This is a genomic window from Actinoplanes auranticolor (genome assembly GCF_018332655.1).
Lineage (GTDB): Bacteria > Actinomycetota > Actinomycetes > Mycobacteriales > Micromonosporaceae > Actinoplanes > Actinoplanes auranticolor.
Window position 1 is genome coordinate 23,485 of the sequence record NZ_BOQL01000072.1, and the last position, 15,570, is coordinate 39,054.

Here is a 15,570-nt window from a genome sequence, read left to right on the forward strand (position 1 = left end):
TATATTTCGGGCCGATGAACGCGGCGTCAATACGGAAGATCAGAAAAGGACACCGACTATGGTCCGTTCCAGGCGTGCCCGCTCCATCCGCTCCCTCCTGACAACCCTCGGCGGCGTCGCGGTTCTCACAGTCGCCCTCGCCGGCTGCGGCGACGACGACGGTGGTTCCACCGCCGGCTCTTATGGATTTCCTCAGGTCACCCAGGACGACAAAGCCCCCATCACGGTGTGGGTGGACGCCGATCGCACCAAGGCGGCTGACGCCTTCAAGAAGGCCCACCCCGAAGTGCCGATCCAGGTCGTGACCTACGACGGCTCGGCCAACGGCTCCAACTCGTTCCGCACCAAGATCCAGCTCTTCGACCGCACCCAGAGCGGCTGGCCCGACGTCGTGTTCTCCACCCAGAACAACGACGCGGCCTGGGCCAGCCAGCCGAGCAACGGCAAGCAGGCCTTCGCCGCCGTGCTCAACGGTGGGCTGGTTCCCAAGGACACCCTCGACAAGTTCACCCCGGGCGCGCTGAACCCGTGCACCGTCGAGGGCAAGGTCTACTGCCTGCGTAACGACCTGGCCCAGGTCGTGCTCTGGTACAACAAGGCGCTGTTCGACCAGTTCGGCTACCAGGTCCCGGCCACCTGGCAGGAGTACCAGGCCCTCGGTGAGAAGGTCGCGCAGGAACACCCCGGCCACATCGTCGGCACCGTGGGCGACGCCTGGACCCCGGAGGTCTTCTTCTGGGGCAGCAAGTGCCAGGCGAACGAGATCACCGGGCCCAAGACCGTCACGGTGAACACCACGACCCCGCAGTGCCAGCGCGCCGCCACGATGCTCGACACGCTGATCAAGAACGGCACCACGCCGAACGTCAGCGTCTTCACGCCGGAGTTCGTCAAGAAGTACTCCGGCAAGGTACTCATGATGCCCGGACCGGCCTGGTACGCCGGCGCCATCTTCAACAACCCGCAGTCCCTCAAGGTCCCGGCCGGTCAGCTCGGGGTCGCCCCGCCGCTGGCCTGGCAGGGTGAGGAAGCGGTGACCGGCAACGTCGGCGGCGGCACCTGGTTCGTCAGCAGCCACTCGAAGAACCTCAAGGCCGCCGAGAAGTTCGCCGAGTTCGTCACGACCGCCGACGACTACCAGGTGGCGGTCGCCCCCGGCTATCCCGCGTACGGGCCGGCCGCCGAGAAGTGGGTGAAGAAGCAGGAGTCGAGCGGCTACTACGCCACCGATCTGCGGGCCATCGTCACCGCCGGCACGTCGATCTGGCCGGGCTGGGGCTCGGGCATCTTCAGCCAGGAGGCCGTCTGGGCCAAGACGATGACGCCGGCGATCGCCGACGGCAAGAGCCTCGTCACGCTGCTGCCGGAGTGGCAGACGGCGATCAAGAACCAGGCGCAGGTCAACGGATACACGGTCAAATGACGGTCGTCGACCGGACCGCCCAGGCGGCGGCCGCGGTGACGGGGCGGGCGGCCGGCCGGCCGCCCGCCACCCGCGACAACGTGCTGAGCTACGGCCTGATCTCCGGCTACGCGGTGCTCACGCTGTCCTTCGGGCTGCTGCCGGCCCTGTACGCCGTGTACCTCGCATTCACCGACGCCACCGGCGGTTTCGCGGGGCTGGCGAACTTCTCCAAGGTGGTCGGCGACTTCCGGTTCTGGCCGGCCGTCTCGCACGTGGCGTTGTACCTGGTCATCTGGCTGGTCGCCCTGGTGGCGCTGGTGACCGTGCTGGCGGTCGTCGTGCACGCGATCAGGGTCCGCTGGCTCAGCCGGACCCTGCGGTTCGTCTTCTACCTGCCGGGTGCGCTGGCCGGCGCGTCGAGCGTGCTGCTGTGGCTGTTCGTCCTCGACCCGACGGCCAGCCCGGTGGGCGGCCTGCTGCGGCTGCTCGGCTTCGAGAGCTTCGTGCAGGTCATCGTGCCGGGCAACCTGCCCGTCATCTTCGCCGTCATCGCCTTCTGGACCGGTGCCGGCGGGTGGATCGTCATCATGTACGGCGCCCTGAACAACATCAGCGCCGAGGTCATCGAGGCGGCCCGGGTGGACGGTGCGAACGCCGTCCAGATCGCCTGGCGCATCCAGCTGCCGATGCTGCGCAAGTGGATCTCCTACATGGGCATCATGTCGCTCGCCGCCGGCACCCAGCTCTTCGTCGAGCCGCAGCTGCTCTCGCAGGCCAGCAACGCCGTCGTGCCGAACGACTACTCGCTCAACCAGCTCGCCTACCAGTACGCGTTCCAGCAGAACGACTTCAACGGAGCGGCGGCGATCTCCCTGCTGCTGCTCGTCGTCGCCCTCGCGCTGTCGGCCGTCTTCGTGACGCGCGGCGGCCTGTTCGAGCGGGAGTGAACCCATGAACTCTGTGCCCACCGGCTCCTCGCCGGCGTACCGGCCCGGCGTCAGCGGCTGGAGCGGCCGGACGATCGTCGCGGTCATGGTGGCCGTGTTCGTGCTGTTCTTCGCCGTCCCCATCGTCTGGCTGCTGCTGGCCACCACCAAGTCCGCGCGCGGCCTGAGCGTCGGCAACCCGTTCGCCTTCGGCAGCTTCGGCGAGCTGTCCACCAACTGGAGCCGGCTGTTCGGGTTCCAGGACGGCGCGGTCACCACCTGGATGACCAATTCGGCCCTGTACGCCGTGGGCGCGCTGGTCATCACCCTGATCGTGAGCATCCCGGCCGGTTACGCGCTGGCCCTGACCCGGTTCCGGTTCCGGCGGCTGCTGCTGGTGCTGACCCTGGTCGTCATGCTGATCCCCAACACCGCGCTGGTGCTGCCCATCTTCCTGGAGCTCAACGCGGTGGGCCTGATCGGCAGCCCGCTGTCGGTGATCCTGCCGATGTCGTTCTTCCCGTTCGGGGTGTACCTGACCTACATCTACTTCTCCACCAGCATCCCGCGTGACCTGCTCGCCGCGGCCCGGATCGACGGGTGCCGCGAGATCCAGGTCTTCACCCGGATCGCCCTGCCGCTGGCCGCGCCGATCGTCGCCCTGGTGGCCTTCTTCAGCTTCGTGCAGAACTGGAACAACTTCTTCCTGCCCTTCGTGATGCTGCCCTCCAGCGACGGTTATCCGGTGCAGGTCGGACTGACCTCCCTGCTCGCCTCGACCCCGGCGTTCAATCCCAGTTCCGCCGGCGGGCAGTCCGTGCAGCTGCCGACGCTCGCCCTGGCCACCGTCGTCTCAGTGCTGCCGGTGCTCATCGTCTTCCTCGTGTCACAACGCTTCCTGGTCGCCGGCATGACGGCCGGTGGGACCAAGGAGTGAGCCGAATGTCTGCCGACCAGGAGTCACCATGAAAGTCACCGGTTACCGCAGCCTGTTGACCAAGCACGATTGGGGGCGGCTGACCGGTGACGCCAACGGCGTGATGCCCGGGCCGCGCACCGACGTCCACGTGCTGATCCTCGAGACCGACGACGGGCTCGAAGGCGTCGGCGTCGGCCCTCACGGCGACATCGACCGGGTCTTCGGTGCCGTCGAGGGTGAGGACCCGCGGGCGGTCACCGCGCTCTACGACCGCATGCTGAGCTGGGTGTTCAAGACCGGCCACGCGGGAGCGACGTTCGGGGCGGTCGGCGCGATCGACATGGCCCTGTGGGATCTCAAGGCCAAGGCGGCGGGTGAGCCGCTCTGGCGCACCCTCGGCGCCCTGGACCGGTTCGTGCCGGGGTACGCCTCCGGCCTCGACATCGCGCTCGACGACGAGGCCCTCGTGCGCCTGTACGAGCGCTACGCCGACCGCGGTTTCAGCTCGGCCAAGCTCAAGGGCGGCCTCGACGTCACGCACGACCTGCGCCGGCTGCTCGCGGTCCGCGACGTGCTGCACCGCAATTCGACGCATCCGGCGCTCATGCTCGACGCCAACGAGGCGTGGAACCGTACCCAGGCGGTCCGTTTCGTCAGCGAGCTGGAGCGGGCCGTCGACCTGGCCTGGATCGAGGAACCGGTGCGCCGGTGGGACGCGGCCGGTCTCGCCTCGGTGCGCCAGCACGTGCGCGCGGCCGTGGCGACCGGCGAGAACCTTACCGGCCTGGAGCAGTACCGGCCGCTGCTGGACGCCGGGGCCGTCGACATCGTCCAGGTCGGCAACGTCTGGGGGATCACCCACTTCCTGCGGGTGGCCGCGGTCGCGCACAGCCACGACCTGCCGGTGAGCCCGGTGTCCTATCACACCAACCCGGTGGCCCACGCCGCCGCCGCGGTGCCCAACCACCTGTCCTTCGAGGTCCAGCACCTCGAAGCGCCGATCGGCCTGCGGATCGATCAGGAGCTCATGGACGGCGGCATCGTCCTCGGTGACGAACCGGGCATCGGCATCCGGGTCGACGAGGAGCAGATCAACGAGGTCCGGGCGGCCAACCCGGTGGCCGGGATCTCCGGCCCGCACGTGCGTCCCCGGCGGGCCGGCCTGCGGCTGGTTCCCGAGTCCCGGCGCGACCTGCGGCATCTGTCATGAGCGGGGTGATCGACGCGCACGTCCACCTGTGGAACCGGGCCACCGATCCGCAGCCCTGGATCGACCCGGCGACGATGGCGGCGATCGACCGCGACTTCGGCCCCGGCGACCTCGCGCGGATGCTCGACGAGACCGGCAGCGACACGGCGGTGGTCGTCCAGGCCGGCAACAGCATCGCCGAGACGCGCCGGCTGCTGGCGGGATCCGGGCCACGAACGGCCGGCGTGGTCGGCTGGATCGATCTCACCGGCGACGCCGGCGCCCAGCTGGAGACGCTCGGTACCGGCGCGCGGCGGCTGGTCGGCCTCCGCCACCTGGTCCACCTGGACCCGGACCCGGCCTGGCTGCACCGCGGCGATGTCGGCGTGGCCCTCGACGTCCTCGGGACCCGCGGCCTCTGCTTCGACCTGGTCGTCCGCTCGTGGCAGCAACCGCTGGCCGCGACCGTTGCCGGGGAGCATCCCGGCCTGCGCTTCGTGCTCGACCATCTCGGTGGCATCGCCGATACCGCCGACGAGGACGGCTGGGAACGCGGTCTGCGCTCGCTCGCCGCCCGGCCGAACGTCTACGCCAAGGTCTCCGGGCTGGCCGGTATCGTGACCGACGAGGAGCGGCTGCGCCGGGTGGTCGGTGTGGCGGTCGAGGCCTTCGGACCGCAGCGGCTCATGTACGGCTCCGACTGGCCGGTGGCGTGCCTGGGCGCCGGACCGGTCGACTGGCGGACGGCGGTGGACGATCTGATCGGCGACCTGAGCACGGCGGAGCGCCACGCGATCATGTCGGGAACCGCGTCGGCGTGTTACGGGCTCGGCGCGTGACCAGCGTCGTCGAGCAGCTGCTCGCCCGGGCCCGGGGTCCGTACGGAGTCCTCGGCTTCGGCGGCGCGCCGGTGGGCAACTTCGCCGCCGCCATGGACGACGAGCAGGCCGGCCGTACGCTGCGCCGGGCCTGGGAGCGAGGAGTCCGGTACTTCGACACCGCGCCGCACTACGGACTCGGGCTCTCCGAGCGGCGCCTCGGTGTCGAACTGCGCCACCGGCCACGCGACGAGTTCGTGATCTCCACCAAGGCCGGCCGGCTGCTCGTCCCGCGCGCCCGGCCGCTCGACCGCGACGACGACGGTTTCGTGGTGCCGGGTGACCTGGCGCGACGCTGGGATTTCTCCATAGGAGGAGTCGAGCGTTCCCTGCGGGAGAGCCTCGAACGCCTCGGGCTCGACCGGATCGACATTCTTCTCGCCCACGACCCGGACCAGGCCTGGGACGGCGCGGCCCGGGAGGCTCTGGCCTCGCTGGCGCACCTCAAGACGGCGGGCGTCGTGTCGGCCATCGGCATCGGGACGAACGTGACCGCCGGCCTCGCACCGCTGATCCGCGAGGGACTGCTCGACGTGATCATGCTGGCCAACCGGTACTCGCTGCTGGACCACAGTGCGCTGGAGTCCGTGCTCGCGCCGGCCCGGGACGCCGGAGTCGCGGTCGTCGCCGCCGGAGTCTTCGCCACCGGCCTGCTCTCGACCGCGCAGCCCAGCCCCGGCGCCACGTACGAGTACCGCCCGGCCGACGCCGCGGTGGTGCAGCGGGCCCGGCGGATCGCGGAGATCTGCGCGGATCACGGTGTCCCGCTGCCGGCGGCGGCGCTGGCCTTCCCGCTGCTGCATCCCGCCGTCGCCGCGGTGGCCATCGGCATGCGTTCGCCCCGGGAGGTGGACGAGGACATCGAGCGGTTCGCCACGGACATCCCCGCCGGTCTCTGGCGGGACCTGGTCGCGGCCGGCTTCCTCCCCGCGGGCGCGGTGCCTGCGGGACCTACGAGTCACTCTCCGGAAGGGCCGCCGGGCGGCGCCGCTGCCAGGAGCTGACGATGTGGTCACGCATCGCCCGCTCCGCGCCCTCGACGTCGTGCCGGGCGATCGCCTCGACCACCTTGCTGTGCTCCTCGATGGTCGAGGTGAACGCGCCCTCGTACCGGAGCCCCTGATAGCGGTCGCTCTCCAGCGCGCGCCGGTAGAGGCGTTTGGTGATGTTCTCCGCCAGCCGGTTCCGCGAGATCTCCATGACCGTGAAGTGGAAGACGACGTCCTCCTGCCGGAACGCGTCGCTCTCCTGCCGCATCTCCCGCATGGCGTCCAGGACGTGCTCGATGCGCGCCAGTTCCTCTTTGGTGTGCTGCGCGGCGACCGCGCCGGCCATGGCCGACTCCAGGTTGCCCCGCACGATGGTGAGCTCGTCGAGGATGCCCAGCGACTCGTCGCTGTCGATCAGGGCGGACAGCACGATCGGATCCAGCATGTTCCAGGAACCGGACCGGGCCACCTGGGTGCCCCGGCCCTGGGCGACGACGACCAGCCCCTTCTCCTCCAGCCGCTTGACCGACTCGCGGATGACGGTGCGGCTCACGCCGAAGTGGTCGCTGAGCGGCCCCTCGGGGGGCAGCAGGCCGCCCTCGGGGATCTCACCCGTGACGATGAGCTCGACGAGCTCACTGGTCACCGCCACACCCAGCCGGGCCGGGCGGCGGCGGGGCGGGAAGGCCGAGGTGTCGGGCTGGGCTGCCATGACCGCAATATACGGGGCGGGCCCCCGGCCGCTGACCGGCCCGGCCGGGCCACCGGGCGCTCCGGTCACGCTGATGCGGCGGCCCTGTACAGGTTGTTCAGTGGTGAGCGGCCTCGGCCCGCAGATCTGGACAGACTGCTCGCCCCGCGCTGGGCGCGTTGTGCACCCTGACCCCTTGCCCAAAGCTGAACCGGCGCAGCGACCCCGACGGAGGTAAGAGTGACCGCACCGCCCCGGCTGTTCCTCGGCCTGCTCGACGACGCGGCCATCTTCCCGCCCGGCAACGTGCCCCTCCCGGAGGCCGTACGGGCGCACCGGGATCGCCGGTCGTCACCGACGGCGCCGCTGCTCGGCCCGTTCATCTGTGCCCTGCCGCGCTGGGCGGAACTCGCGACGGCACTGACCGCCGGCTCGCCGTTGCCGGTCTCGCTCACCCTGCCCGGCGGCGTGGCGGACATTCCCGCCGCGGTCGCCCGGGCGCAGGACGAGCCCCGGGTGGAACTGGTGGCGCTGGAGGTGCCGGCCTCCGCGGCCGGGCTGTCCGAGCTGGTCACCGCGGTCGACCGGCACGTGCCCCCGGCGGTACGCACCTACGTCGAGCTGCCGTGGGCCGACGTCACCGCGGCCACGGTGGCCACCCTCGTCGCCGCCGGTCTGCGACTCAAGATCCGTACCGGTGGTGCGGTCCCGGCGGCCTTCCCGGGCGAGCGGCAGCTGGCCGCGGTCCTGGACACGGCCGTCCGGGGCGGCCTCGCCTTCAAACTCACCGCCGGCCTGCACGACCCGGTCCGGCACCGGGATCCCACCACCGGCTTCGAGCACCACGGCTACCTGAACGTGCTGCTCGCGACCGGCCACGCCCTGCGGGGGGCCGATGTCGCCGAGGCGCTGGCCGACCAGGACGGCGTACGGGTGGCCACCGCGATCGCCGGCCTCGACGACCCCCTGGCCGGACGGATCCGGCAGCACTTCATCAGTTTCGGCACATGCAGCATCACCGAGCCGGTCGACGGCCTGCTGCGCCACGGACTTCTCCCGGAGGACCCGCGTTGAGCACCGTCTCCACCCCGTTCGGCGTCGCGACCCTGCCCTACGGGGTGTTCAGCACGGCGTCGGACCAGCGCGCCCGGGTGGGTGTCGCGATCGACGACCTGATCCTGGACCTGGCCCCCGCCGTGCAGCTCCTCGCGCCGGCGCTGGCCCCGGCCGTGGCCGGCCCGTCGCTGGACACCCTGCTGGCCGCCGGACCGCAGACCTGGTCACAGGTGCGCGCCCTGCTGACCGGCTGGCTCGCCGACGGCACCGTCAGCGAGCGTCTCGGCCCGCATCTCGTGCCGGCGCGGGACGCCGTCCTGCACCTGCCGTTCACCGTCGCCGACTACGTCGACTTCTACGCCTCCGAGCAGCACGCCACCAACCTGGGCAAGATGTTCCGGCCCGGTCAGGACCCGCTGACGCCCAACTGGAAGCACCTGCCGATCGGCTACCACGGGCGCGCCGGCACCGTCGTCGCCTCGGGCACCGACATCGTGCGGCCCTGCGGCCAGCGCCGCGGCACCGACGGTGACATCACCTTCGGACCGTCCCAGCGCCTCGACATCGAGGCCGAGCTGGGCTTCGTCGTCGGCACCCCGTCCCCGCTGGGCCGGCCCGTCGACCTGGCCGGCTTCGAGCGGCACGTGTTCGGGGTCTGCCTGGTCAACGACTGGTCCGCCCGCGACATCCAGGCGTGGGAGTACGTGCCGCTCGGCCCGTTCCTCGGCAAGTCCTTCGCCACCTCGATCTCGCCGTGGGTCGTGCCGCTGGCCGCCCTCGGGTCCGCCCGGGTGCCACCACCGGCGCGGACCGTGCCGCTGCTGCCGTACCTCGACGACTCGCAGGCGCCGCCGTGGGGGCTCGACGTCCGGCTCGAGGTCCGGCTCAACGGCCACGTCGTCTCGCGCCCCAGGTCCGACGGCATGTACTGGACCGGCGCGCAGATGCTGGCCCACCTGACCGCCAACGGCGCGTCGCTGCGTACCGGCGACCTCTATGCCTCCGGCACCATCAGCGGCGAACGCCCCGGCGAGCGCGGCTCGCTCATCGAACTGTCGTGGGGCGGCACGGAACCCCTGCGGCTCCCGGACGGGACGACCCGCACCTTCCTCGACGACGGCGACGAGATCGTGATCAGCGCGAGCGCGCCCGGCGCCGACGGTGTCGTCATCGGGCTCGGCGAGGTCCGCGGCCGCATCCGCCCCGCGATCTGACGGCCGCGCGCTTCCCCCGACGGGCAATCGGCCGATTCCGCGAACGGGTCCGGCCACCGCGGTTTACCGTCCTGGGAGAGGGCCCCCTTTCGGTGGGTGGCCCGCGCGACTCGTCGAAGGAAGCGCATGAGGATTCCCCGACAGCTGGCCGCCTGCCTGCTCGCGGCGGCGGTTGCCGGCGGCGCGGCGGTGGCGCCGGCCCCGGCCCTGGCCTCGGTGAACGGCCCCGAGCCGGTCACGACCTGGCTCGCCGCGGTCGAGCCGGGCGAACCGGCCTGGGTGAACGTCTTCTGGACGACCGGCAGGAAGATCTGCGACGTGCGGGTGACGGTGCGGGCCCCCAAGGTGGACGTGCGCTACCCGTCCAACACCGGCGACCACAGTTCGTTCTCGCAGACCACCGACCTCAGGTCCCAGCGCGTGGACCACACGGCGATCCAGGTGACCGCGCGTCACCGCAAACGCGTGTTCGTGCCGCTGGCGGCGACGATCACCTACACCGACTGCGGCAGGAAGGCGGTCGAGCAGGCCGAGACCTTCCGCCTGACGCTTCCCGTCCTGAAGAGCCGCACGCACTGAGGACCACCGCTGTCGGGGCCGCGGGGGCAGTACCGGATCATCATGGGCATGGCTGTGCTGGTGGAGATCCACGTTCCGATGACCGCCGACGCTGAATGGATCGACGACGTCGGTGACTTCATGATCGACCTCGAGGAGGAGCTGGGCCTGGAGGAGTACGACGACGGCGAGGAGTTCGGCGAGGTCTACATCTTCTTCATCGCCGGCGCGAGCGAGAAGACGCTCCTGGCCGCGGCCTCCCGGGTGGCGACCCGCGGGGGTGTGCCGGCCGGCGCTTTCGCGATGGTGACCGACACCGACGCCCCGCAGTTCGGGATGGGCCGCCGGGTCGACCTTCCGGTGCGGTGACCCTTCCGGTGGCGGCCGGCGCGGCCGTCACCGGGGGAAAGGCGGCAGCGCCCGGCTGTCGAGCCATGCGGCGAACAGGCCATCCAACGGCTCGCGGGCGAAGCGCTGGGCGTGCGCCCGGAACTGCTCGGTCGTCACAGTCGCGTGCCGGTGCTCTGCGACCCAGGCCCGCAGCATCGCGAAGAACGGCTCCTCGCCGATCCGCTTGCGCAGGGCATGCACCGTCAGTGCGCCGCGCTTGTAGACCAGCGGGTCGAACATCCGGTCGACGCCGGGGTCGGCGACGATGACGTCCCGCGGGCGGGCCGCGATCCGCTGGTACCACTGCGCCGCCAGGGCCTCGGCCGGCCAGTCGCCGCTGACGCCGGACCACAGCCATTCCGCGTACGTGGCGAAGCCCTCGTTGAGCCAGATGTGGCGCCAGTCCGCCACCGTGAGGCTGTTGCCGAACCACTGATGGGCCAGCTCGTGCGCGACGAGCCGCTCGTGCGTGCGCCGCCCGTCGAGGTGGTTGCGGCCGAAGATCGCCATGCCCTGCGCCTCGACCGGGTCGTCGAGGTCGTCGTCGGCCACCACGACGACGTACTCGCGGAACGGGTACGGCCCGAACAGCCGCTGCATCGCCGTCATGATCTCGCCGTGCCGGCCCAGGTCATGGGCGGCGTTCGCGCGCAGCGTGGGCGGGATCGCGGCGCGCTGCACCACGTCGCCGGCCGCCAGCTCGACCAGCTCGTAGCGGCCGATCTGGACGCTCATCAGGTACGGCGAGGTCGGCTCGGACCGCTCGTACACCCACGTGGTGCTGCCCGCGCCGCGCCGCCGGGACACGGGATCGCCGGTCACCAGCACCGTGTACGGCGAGGGAGCCGTGATCGCCACCCGGAAGCTCGCCTTGGCGCTGGGCTGGTCGTCGCACGGGAACCAGGACGGCGAGCCGTTCGGCTGGCTCGCCACGAGCACCCCGTCGGTGAGCTCGTCCCACCCGAGGTCACCCCAGCGGCCGGAGACCGGCACCGGCTTGCCCGCGTACCGGATGTCCACCCGGAAGGTGTCCCCGGCGCCGAGCGGGCGCTCGGGCTTGATCTGCAGCTTGTCCGGCCGGTGGGTGTACTTGACCCGGCGGCCGTCGACCCGCACGTCCTGCACCTGGAGCGGGCCGAGGTCGAGGGTGAACCGCGACAACGGGTGCTCGGCGATCGCGGTGACGACGGCCCGGCCGGCGAGCCGGTTCGACACCACCCGGTAGTCGAGGTCGAGGTCGTAATGCAGGACCTTGTAGCCGCCGTTGCCGTGCCCGGGCAGGTACGAGTCGCGGGAGCGGTCGGCGCCGGGCGTGGCACCACGGGACAGCGGCGACGGGGTCACGGCCGGCGGGCGGCCGGGGCCGGCCAGGTCGCGATCGGGTTGCCCCGCCACCGGCTGTCGTCCGGCACCGCGTCGCCGCGGGTCACCAGCGAGCCGGGGCCGATGGTGGTCCGGGCGCCGATGCTCGCGCCGGGCAGCACGATGCCGTGCGGGCCCAGCGCCGCCCCCGCGCCCAGGGTCACCTCGTCCATGCTCATCACCCGATCATGGAACAGGTGGGTCTGCACGACACAGCCGCGGTTGACCGTGGCGCCGTCGCCCAGGGTGACCAGGTCGTACTCGGGCAGCCAGTAGGTCTCCAGCCACACGCCGCGGCCGATCCGCGCCCCGAGCGTGCGCAGCCACGCGGTGAGCAGCGGCGTGCCGGTCGCGAAGCGGACCAGCCACGGCGCCGCGAGGACCTCGACGAACGTGTCAGCGAGCTCGTTGCGCCAGACGAAGGAGGTCCACAGGGCGCGCTCGGCGACCCGGAACCGCCCCACCAGCAGCCACTTCGCGGCCGTCGCGGTCGCGGCGGCGACGATCGCCGCGGCCAGCAGCACCGGCCCGGCGGCGAGCGCGGCGACCCACAGGCCATAGCTCTGCCAGACGAATGCGAGCGCCGCCAGGACGCCGGTCGCCAGGGCGGCCGCGCACATCACCGGGATGACGCGGCACAGCTCGATCGCCGCCCGGGCCAGCTTGAGCCGGGCCGGCGGGTCGAAGGTGCGGCTGGTGTCGGCCGCCTCGACGGTACGGCGCAACGGCATCGGCGGCGCACCGAGCCACGACGTGCCCTTCTTGGCCTTGCGTGGGGCCGACGACAGCACGCCGACGAGTCCCCGTTTGGGCACCGAACGGCCGGGTGCGGCCATCCCGGAGTTGCCGAGGAACGCCTGCTTGCCGATCCGGGCCGGGGCGACCCGCAGCCACCCGTGGCTCAGCTCGTACGTGGCCACCATGGTGTCGTCGGCCAGGAAGGCCCCGTCGGCGACCGTGGTCATCGCCGGCAGGGCGAGCACGGTGGAGGCCTCCACGCCGCGCCCCACCTTCGCGCCCAGCAGCCGCAGCCACACCGGCGTGAACAGGCTGGCGTACAGCGGGAACAACCCCACCCGGGCCATCCCCATCAGCCGCTCGGTCGTCCACACCTGCCACGCCACCCGGCCCTGCACGGGGTGGTACCCCTCGCGCAGACCGATGCTGAGCGCCCGGACGGCGGCGAGCACCAGCAGCGCATAGCCGACGACGTAGGCCACCGTGCCCACCGCGACGGCGGCCAGCACCGTGCCGACGGCCGGCCGGACGGTCAGCGTCCACCCGAGCGCGACGAGCGCCGGCAGGGCCGCCACCACCGGCACGAGCCCCAGCAACTGCGCCGTGATGCCGTACGCGGCGGTCCAGAAACGAGATCCCACCCGGGAGTGCGGCGGACGCTGCGCCGGCCAGGCGGCCGGGTCCTTGGCGGCGGGTGCCGCCGGCGAGCCGGCCCAGCGCTGGCCGGCCGGCACGGCGCCGGCCACGGTCGAGCCGGCCGCGATCCGCGCGCCCTTGCCGATCCGCGCGCCGGGCATCAGGGTGCTGCGGGATCCGACCCGGGCGCCCGCGCCCACGCGCACCTTGCCGATGTGGACGACGTCGCCGTCGATCCAGTGGCCCGACAGGTCGACCTCCGGCTCGATCGCCGCGCCCCGGCCGAGCTTCAGCAGCCCGGTGACCGGCGGCGCGGAGTGCAGGTCGACGTCGGGACCGAGCTGCGCGCCGAGCGCCCGGGCGTAGGTGACCATCCAGGACGCCCCGGCCACGCTGGTGGCGCCGGACAGCTCCGCGAGCCGTTCGGCGGCCCACAGCCGCAGGTGCACGCGGCCACCGCGCGGGTAGCTGCCCGGGCCCACGCCGCGCAGCAGCAGCCGGGCTCCCGCGGCGGCCACGGCGATCCGGCCGAGCGGGCTGAACAGCAGCGCCCAGCCCAGCGCCACCCACCACCAGGACACGACCGGCGTCCAGGACGCCCGGGCCGGCAGGGCCAGGACGTTGCCGAGGGCGGCCAGCACGGTCAGCCAGCGCAGCCCGACCAGCGCGAGCATCGGGACCATCAGCACGGCCTGGACCAGCCCGGCGCGCCGCGGGGTCGGCCGGACCTCGCGGCGGGTCGTCGCGGTGGTGCCGAGCGCGTCCAGCACCGCGGCCAGCCGTGACAGCCTCGGGTGCAGGTAGATGTCGGCCACCGAGACCTGCGGGTACTGCCGGCGGATCCAGGCCACCAGCTGCGCCGCGTTCAGGCTGCCGCCGCCGTGGTTGAAGAAGTCGGCGTCGGCCTCGGTGGGGCGTACGCCGAGGATCTCGGCCCAGCCACCGGCGAGCCACTGCTCGGTCGCGGTCAGGTCGTCCGCGGAGTCCCCGGCGGTCGCCAGCGGCCAGGGCAGCGCCGCCCGGTCCACCTTGCCGGACGTGCGGGTCGGCAACGCGCCCACCACGGCCAGCAGCGGTACGAGCGCGGCCGGCAGCTGCTCACGGATCCGCAGGGCCGCCGCGGCAGCATCGAAGGCGACACTGTCGGCCGGCACCACGTACCCGACCAGCAGCTGATTGCCCGCGGCGGTCCGCTGCACCGCCGCGGCCGCCCCGGCGACCCCGGGCAGCGCCTGCAGCGCGGCGTCGACCTCACCGAGCTCGATCCGGCGCCCGCCCAGCTTGACCTGCTCGTCGCCGCGGCCGACGAACAGCAGCCCGGCGGGCTCCGCCCGGACGATGTCCCCGCTGCGGTACGCCCGCTCCCAGCCCAGCGACGGCAGGGACGCGAACTTCTCGGCGTCCTTGGCGGCGTCCAGGTAGCGGGCCAGACCCACACCACCGATGACCAGCTCGCCGGTCTCGCCCATCGCCACCGGGTCGCCGGCGGAGTCGACCACCGCGAGGTCCCAGCCGGCCAGCGGCAGCCCGATGCGCACCGGTCCGTCGCCGGTCATCCGGGCCGCGCAGGCCACCACGGTCGCCTCGGTCGGCCCGTAGGTGTTCCAGACCTCGCGACCCTCGACGGCCAGCCGCTGCGCGAGCTCGGGCGGGCAGGCCTCCCCGCCGAAGATCAGCAGCCGTACCTCCTCCAGCGCCTCGACCGGCCACAGCGCGGCCAGGGTCGGCACGGTGGACACGACGGTGATGCGCTGCTCGGCGAGCCACGGGCCGAGGTCGACACCGCTGCGCACCAGCGACCGCTCGGCCGGCACCAGGCAGGCGCCGTGGCGCCAGGCCAGCCACATCTCCTCGCAGGACGCGTCGAACGCCACCGACAACCCGGCCAGCACCCGGTCCTGCGGGCCGATCGCCTCACTGGCCTCGCCGGCGAGGAACAGGCCCGCCTCCGCATCCACGAAGGCCGCCGCGGCGCCGTGGCTGACCGCGACCCCCTTCGGGGTGCCGGTCGAGCCGGAGGTGAAGATGATCCAGGCGTCGTCGGCCGGTCCGGGCCGGCCGGACCGGCCCTGCGGGGTACGGCGCAGCGAGACGCTCAGCCCGTCACCGAGCACCGCGCAGACGCCCGCCTCGCCGAAGACGAGCTCGGCGCGTTCCGCCGGATCGTCGGCGTCGACCGGCACGTAGGCGGCGCCGGCCGCGAGCACGCCGAGGATCGCCAGGTACAGCTCGGCCGTGCCGGACGAGATCCGGACGCCCACCCGGTCGCCGGCGCCGATCCCGTGCCCGGCCAGCGTCATCCGGACGGCTTCGACCTCATCGCTGAGTTCGCGGTACGTCAGCGCGGTGGTGCCGTTGTCGAGCGCGCGGGCGCCCGGGTGCGCGCGCACGGTGTCGTCGAAGACGTCGACCAGGGTGCGGGTGGCCGGCGCCGACGGGGAGCGGAACACCGCCGGGGGCACCGGTGCGACGACGAGCGGAGGGAGCGGGACCAGCTGCGGTCCGGTCGTCACGGTCACCGGGCGTGCACCATCTTCACCTCGAGGGTCGGCGTCAACCAGGCGTGCGGCATACGGACCCGCCCTGGGCAGCCCTCAACGCTACGTCGCAGCGCCGCGA

13 protein-coding genes are annotated in these 15,570 nt (G+C 72.6%); 10 read left to right on the forward strand and 3 right to left on the reverse strand.

Translation table 11 applies throughout. From position 1 onward, the window contains the following. Window positions 1-58 precede the first annotated feature (58 nt). The 6 genes from Aau02nite_RS39350 to Aau02nite_RS39375 are packed head-to-tail and all read left to right on the forward strand — an operon-like array spanning window position 59 to window position 6,321. Window positions 59-1,423, forward strand: coding sequence for an ABC transporter substrate-binding protein (locus Aau02nite_RS39350; RefSeq protein WP_212993748.1), 1,365 nt, complete (start codon window positions 59-61; stop codon window positions 1,421-1,423). After that, on the forward strand, window positions 1,420-2,352 hold the full coding sequence (locus Aau02nite_RS39355) for a carbohydrate ABC transporter permease (RefSeq protein ID WP_212993749.1): 933 nt from the start codon (window positions 1,420-1,422) through the stop codon (window positions 2,350-2,352). The genes Aau02nite_RS39350 and Aau02nite_RS39355 overlap by 4 nt, the downstream gene beginning before the upstream one ends. Before the next feature lie 4 nt (window positions 2,353-2,356). Continuing rightward, window positions 2,357-3,268, forward strand: coding sequence for a carbohydrate ABC transporter permease (locus Aau02nite_RS39360; RefSeq protein ID WP_212993750.1), 912 nt, complete (start codon window positions 2,357-2,359; stop codon window positions 3,266-3,268). 28 nt (window positions 3,269-3,296) lie between these two features. Beyond that, window positions 3,297-4,460 (forward strand): mandelate racemase/muconate lactonizing enzyme family protein, encoded by a 1,164-nt coding sequence (locus Aau02nite_RS39365; RefSeq protein WP_212993751.1) that lies wholly within the window; start codon window positions 3,297-3,299, stop codon window positions 4,458-4,460. After that, window positions 4,457-5,278: an amidohydrolase family protein gene (locus tag Aau02nite_RS39370; protein WP_212993752.1), complete on the forward strand. Its 822-nt coding sequence runs from the start codon at window positions 4,457-4,459 to the stop codon at window positions 5,276-5,278. The genes Aau02nite_RS39365 and Aau02nite_RS39370 overlap by 4 nt, the downstream gene beginning before the upstream one ends. Continuing rightward, on the forward strand, window positions 5,275-6,321 hold the full coding sequence (locus Aau02nite_RS39375; protein WP_212993753.1) for an aldo/keto reductase: 1,047 nt from the start codon (window positions 5,275-5,277) through the stop codon (window positions 6,319-6,321). The genes Aau02nite_RS39370 and Aau02nite_RS39375 overlap by 4 nt, the downstream gene beginning before the upstream one ends. Here Aau02nite_RS39375 and Aau02nite_RS39380 read toward each other — a convergent pair. Next, a complete protein-coding gene (locus Aau02nite_RS39380; protein WP_212993754.1) occupies window positions 6,269-7,018 on the reverse strand; it encodes a FadR/GntR family transcriptional regulator in 750 nt (249 codons plus the stop codon). The two genes, Aau02nite_RS39375 and Aau02nite_RS39380, sit on opposite strands and share 53 nt — an antisense overlap. A gap of 219 nt (window positions 7,019-7,237) precedes the next feature. On the opposite strand from Aau02nite_RS39380, the gene Aau02nite_RS39385 reads away from it, so the two are divergent. From Aau02nite_RS39385 to Aau02nite_RS39400, 4 genes are all read left to right on the forward strand, one after another. After that, window positions 7,238-8,071 (forward strand): hypothetical protein, encoded by an 834-nt coding sequence (locus Aau02nite_RS39385; protein ID WP_212993755.1) that lies wholly within the window; start codon window positions 7,238-7,240, stop codon window positions 8,069-8,071. Then, entirely contained in the window at window positions 8,068-9,267 is a 1,200-nt protein-coding gene (fahA, locus tag Aau02nite_RS39390) for a fumarylacetoacetase (RefSeq protein WP_246595791.1), read from the forward strand. Before Aau02nite_RS39385 ends, fahA begins: the two co-directional genes overlap by 4 nt. Window positions 9,268-9,393: 126 nt before the next feature. Next, window positions 9,394-9,846, forward strand: a complete 453-nt coding sequence (locus Aau02nite_RS39395) for a hypothetical protein (protein ID WP_212993757.1) — start codon at window positions 9,394-9,396, stop codon at window positions 9,844-9,846. 48 nt (window positions 9,847-9,894) lie between these two features. Further along, window positions 9,895-10,194 (forward strand): hypothetical protein, encoded by a 300-nt coding sequence (locus Aau02nite_RS39400; RefSeq protein ID WP_212993758.1) that lies wholly within the window; start codon window positions 9,895-9,897, stop codon window positions 10,192-10,194. A 27-nt stretch (window positions 10,195-10,221) separates the two neighbouring features. On the opposite strand, the gene Aau02nite_RS39405 is transcribed toward Aau02nite_RS39400, so the two are convergent. Both Aau02nite_RS39405 and Aau02nite_RS39410 read right to left on the reverse strand, forming a co-directional pair. Further along, window positions 10,222-11,559: a M1 family metallopeptidase gene (locus tag Aau02nite_RS39405; RefSeq protein ID WP_212993809.1), complete on the reverse strand. Its 1,338-nt coding sequence runs from the start codon at window positions 11,557-11,559 to the stop codon at window positions 10,222-10,224. Then, window positions 11,556-15,464: a Pls/PosA family non-ribosomal peptide synthetase gene (locus Aau02nite_RS39410; RefSeq protein ID WP_438841221.1), complete on the reverse strand. Its 3,909-nt coding sequence runs from the start codon at window positions 15,462-15,464 to the stop codon at window positions 11,556-11,558. Before Aau02nite_RS39410 ends, Aau02nite_RS39405 begins: the two co-directional genes overlap by 4 nt. Window positions 15,465-15,570: the final 106 nt, after the last annotated feature.

What these genes read in the sequence shown, in the direction of transcription:
- Aau02nite_RS39350 (WP_212993748.1), top strand. Translation starts at nt 59, where the DNA reads ATGGTCCGTTCCAGGCGTGCCCGCTCCATCCGCTCCCTCCTGACAACC.
- Aau02nite_RS39355 (WP_212993749.1), top strand. Translation starts at nt 1,420, where the DNA reads ATGACGGTCGTCGACCGGACCGCCCAGGCGGCGGCCGCGGTGACGGGG.
- Aau02nite_RS39360 (WP_212993750.1), top strand. Translation starts at nt 2,357, where the DNA reads ATGAACTCTGTGCCCACCGGCTCCTCGCCGGCGTACCGGCCCGGCGTC.
- Aau02nite_RS39365 (WP_212993751.1), top strand. Translation starts at nt 3,297, where the DNA reads ATGAAAGTCACCGGTTACCGCAGCCTGTTGACCAAGCACGATTGGGGG.
- Aau02nite_RS39370 (WP_212993752.1), top strand. Translation starts at nt 4,457, where the DNA reads ATGAGCGGGGTGATCGACGCGCACGTCCACCTGTGGAACCGGGCCACC.
- Aau02nite_RS39380 (WP_212993754.1), bottom strand. Translation starts at nt 7,018, where the DNA reads ATGGCAGCCCAGCCCGACACCTCGGCCTTCCCGCCCCGCCGCCGCCCG.
- Aau02nite_RS39395 (WP_212993757.1), top strand. Translation starts at nt 9,394, where the DNA reads ATGAGGATTCCCCGACAGCTGGCCGCCTGCCTGCTCGCGGCGGCGGTT.
- Aau02nite_RS39400 (WP_212993758.1), top strand. Translation starts at nt 9,895, where the DNA reads ATGGCTGTGCTGGTGGAGATCCACGTTCCGATGACCGCCGACGCTGAA.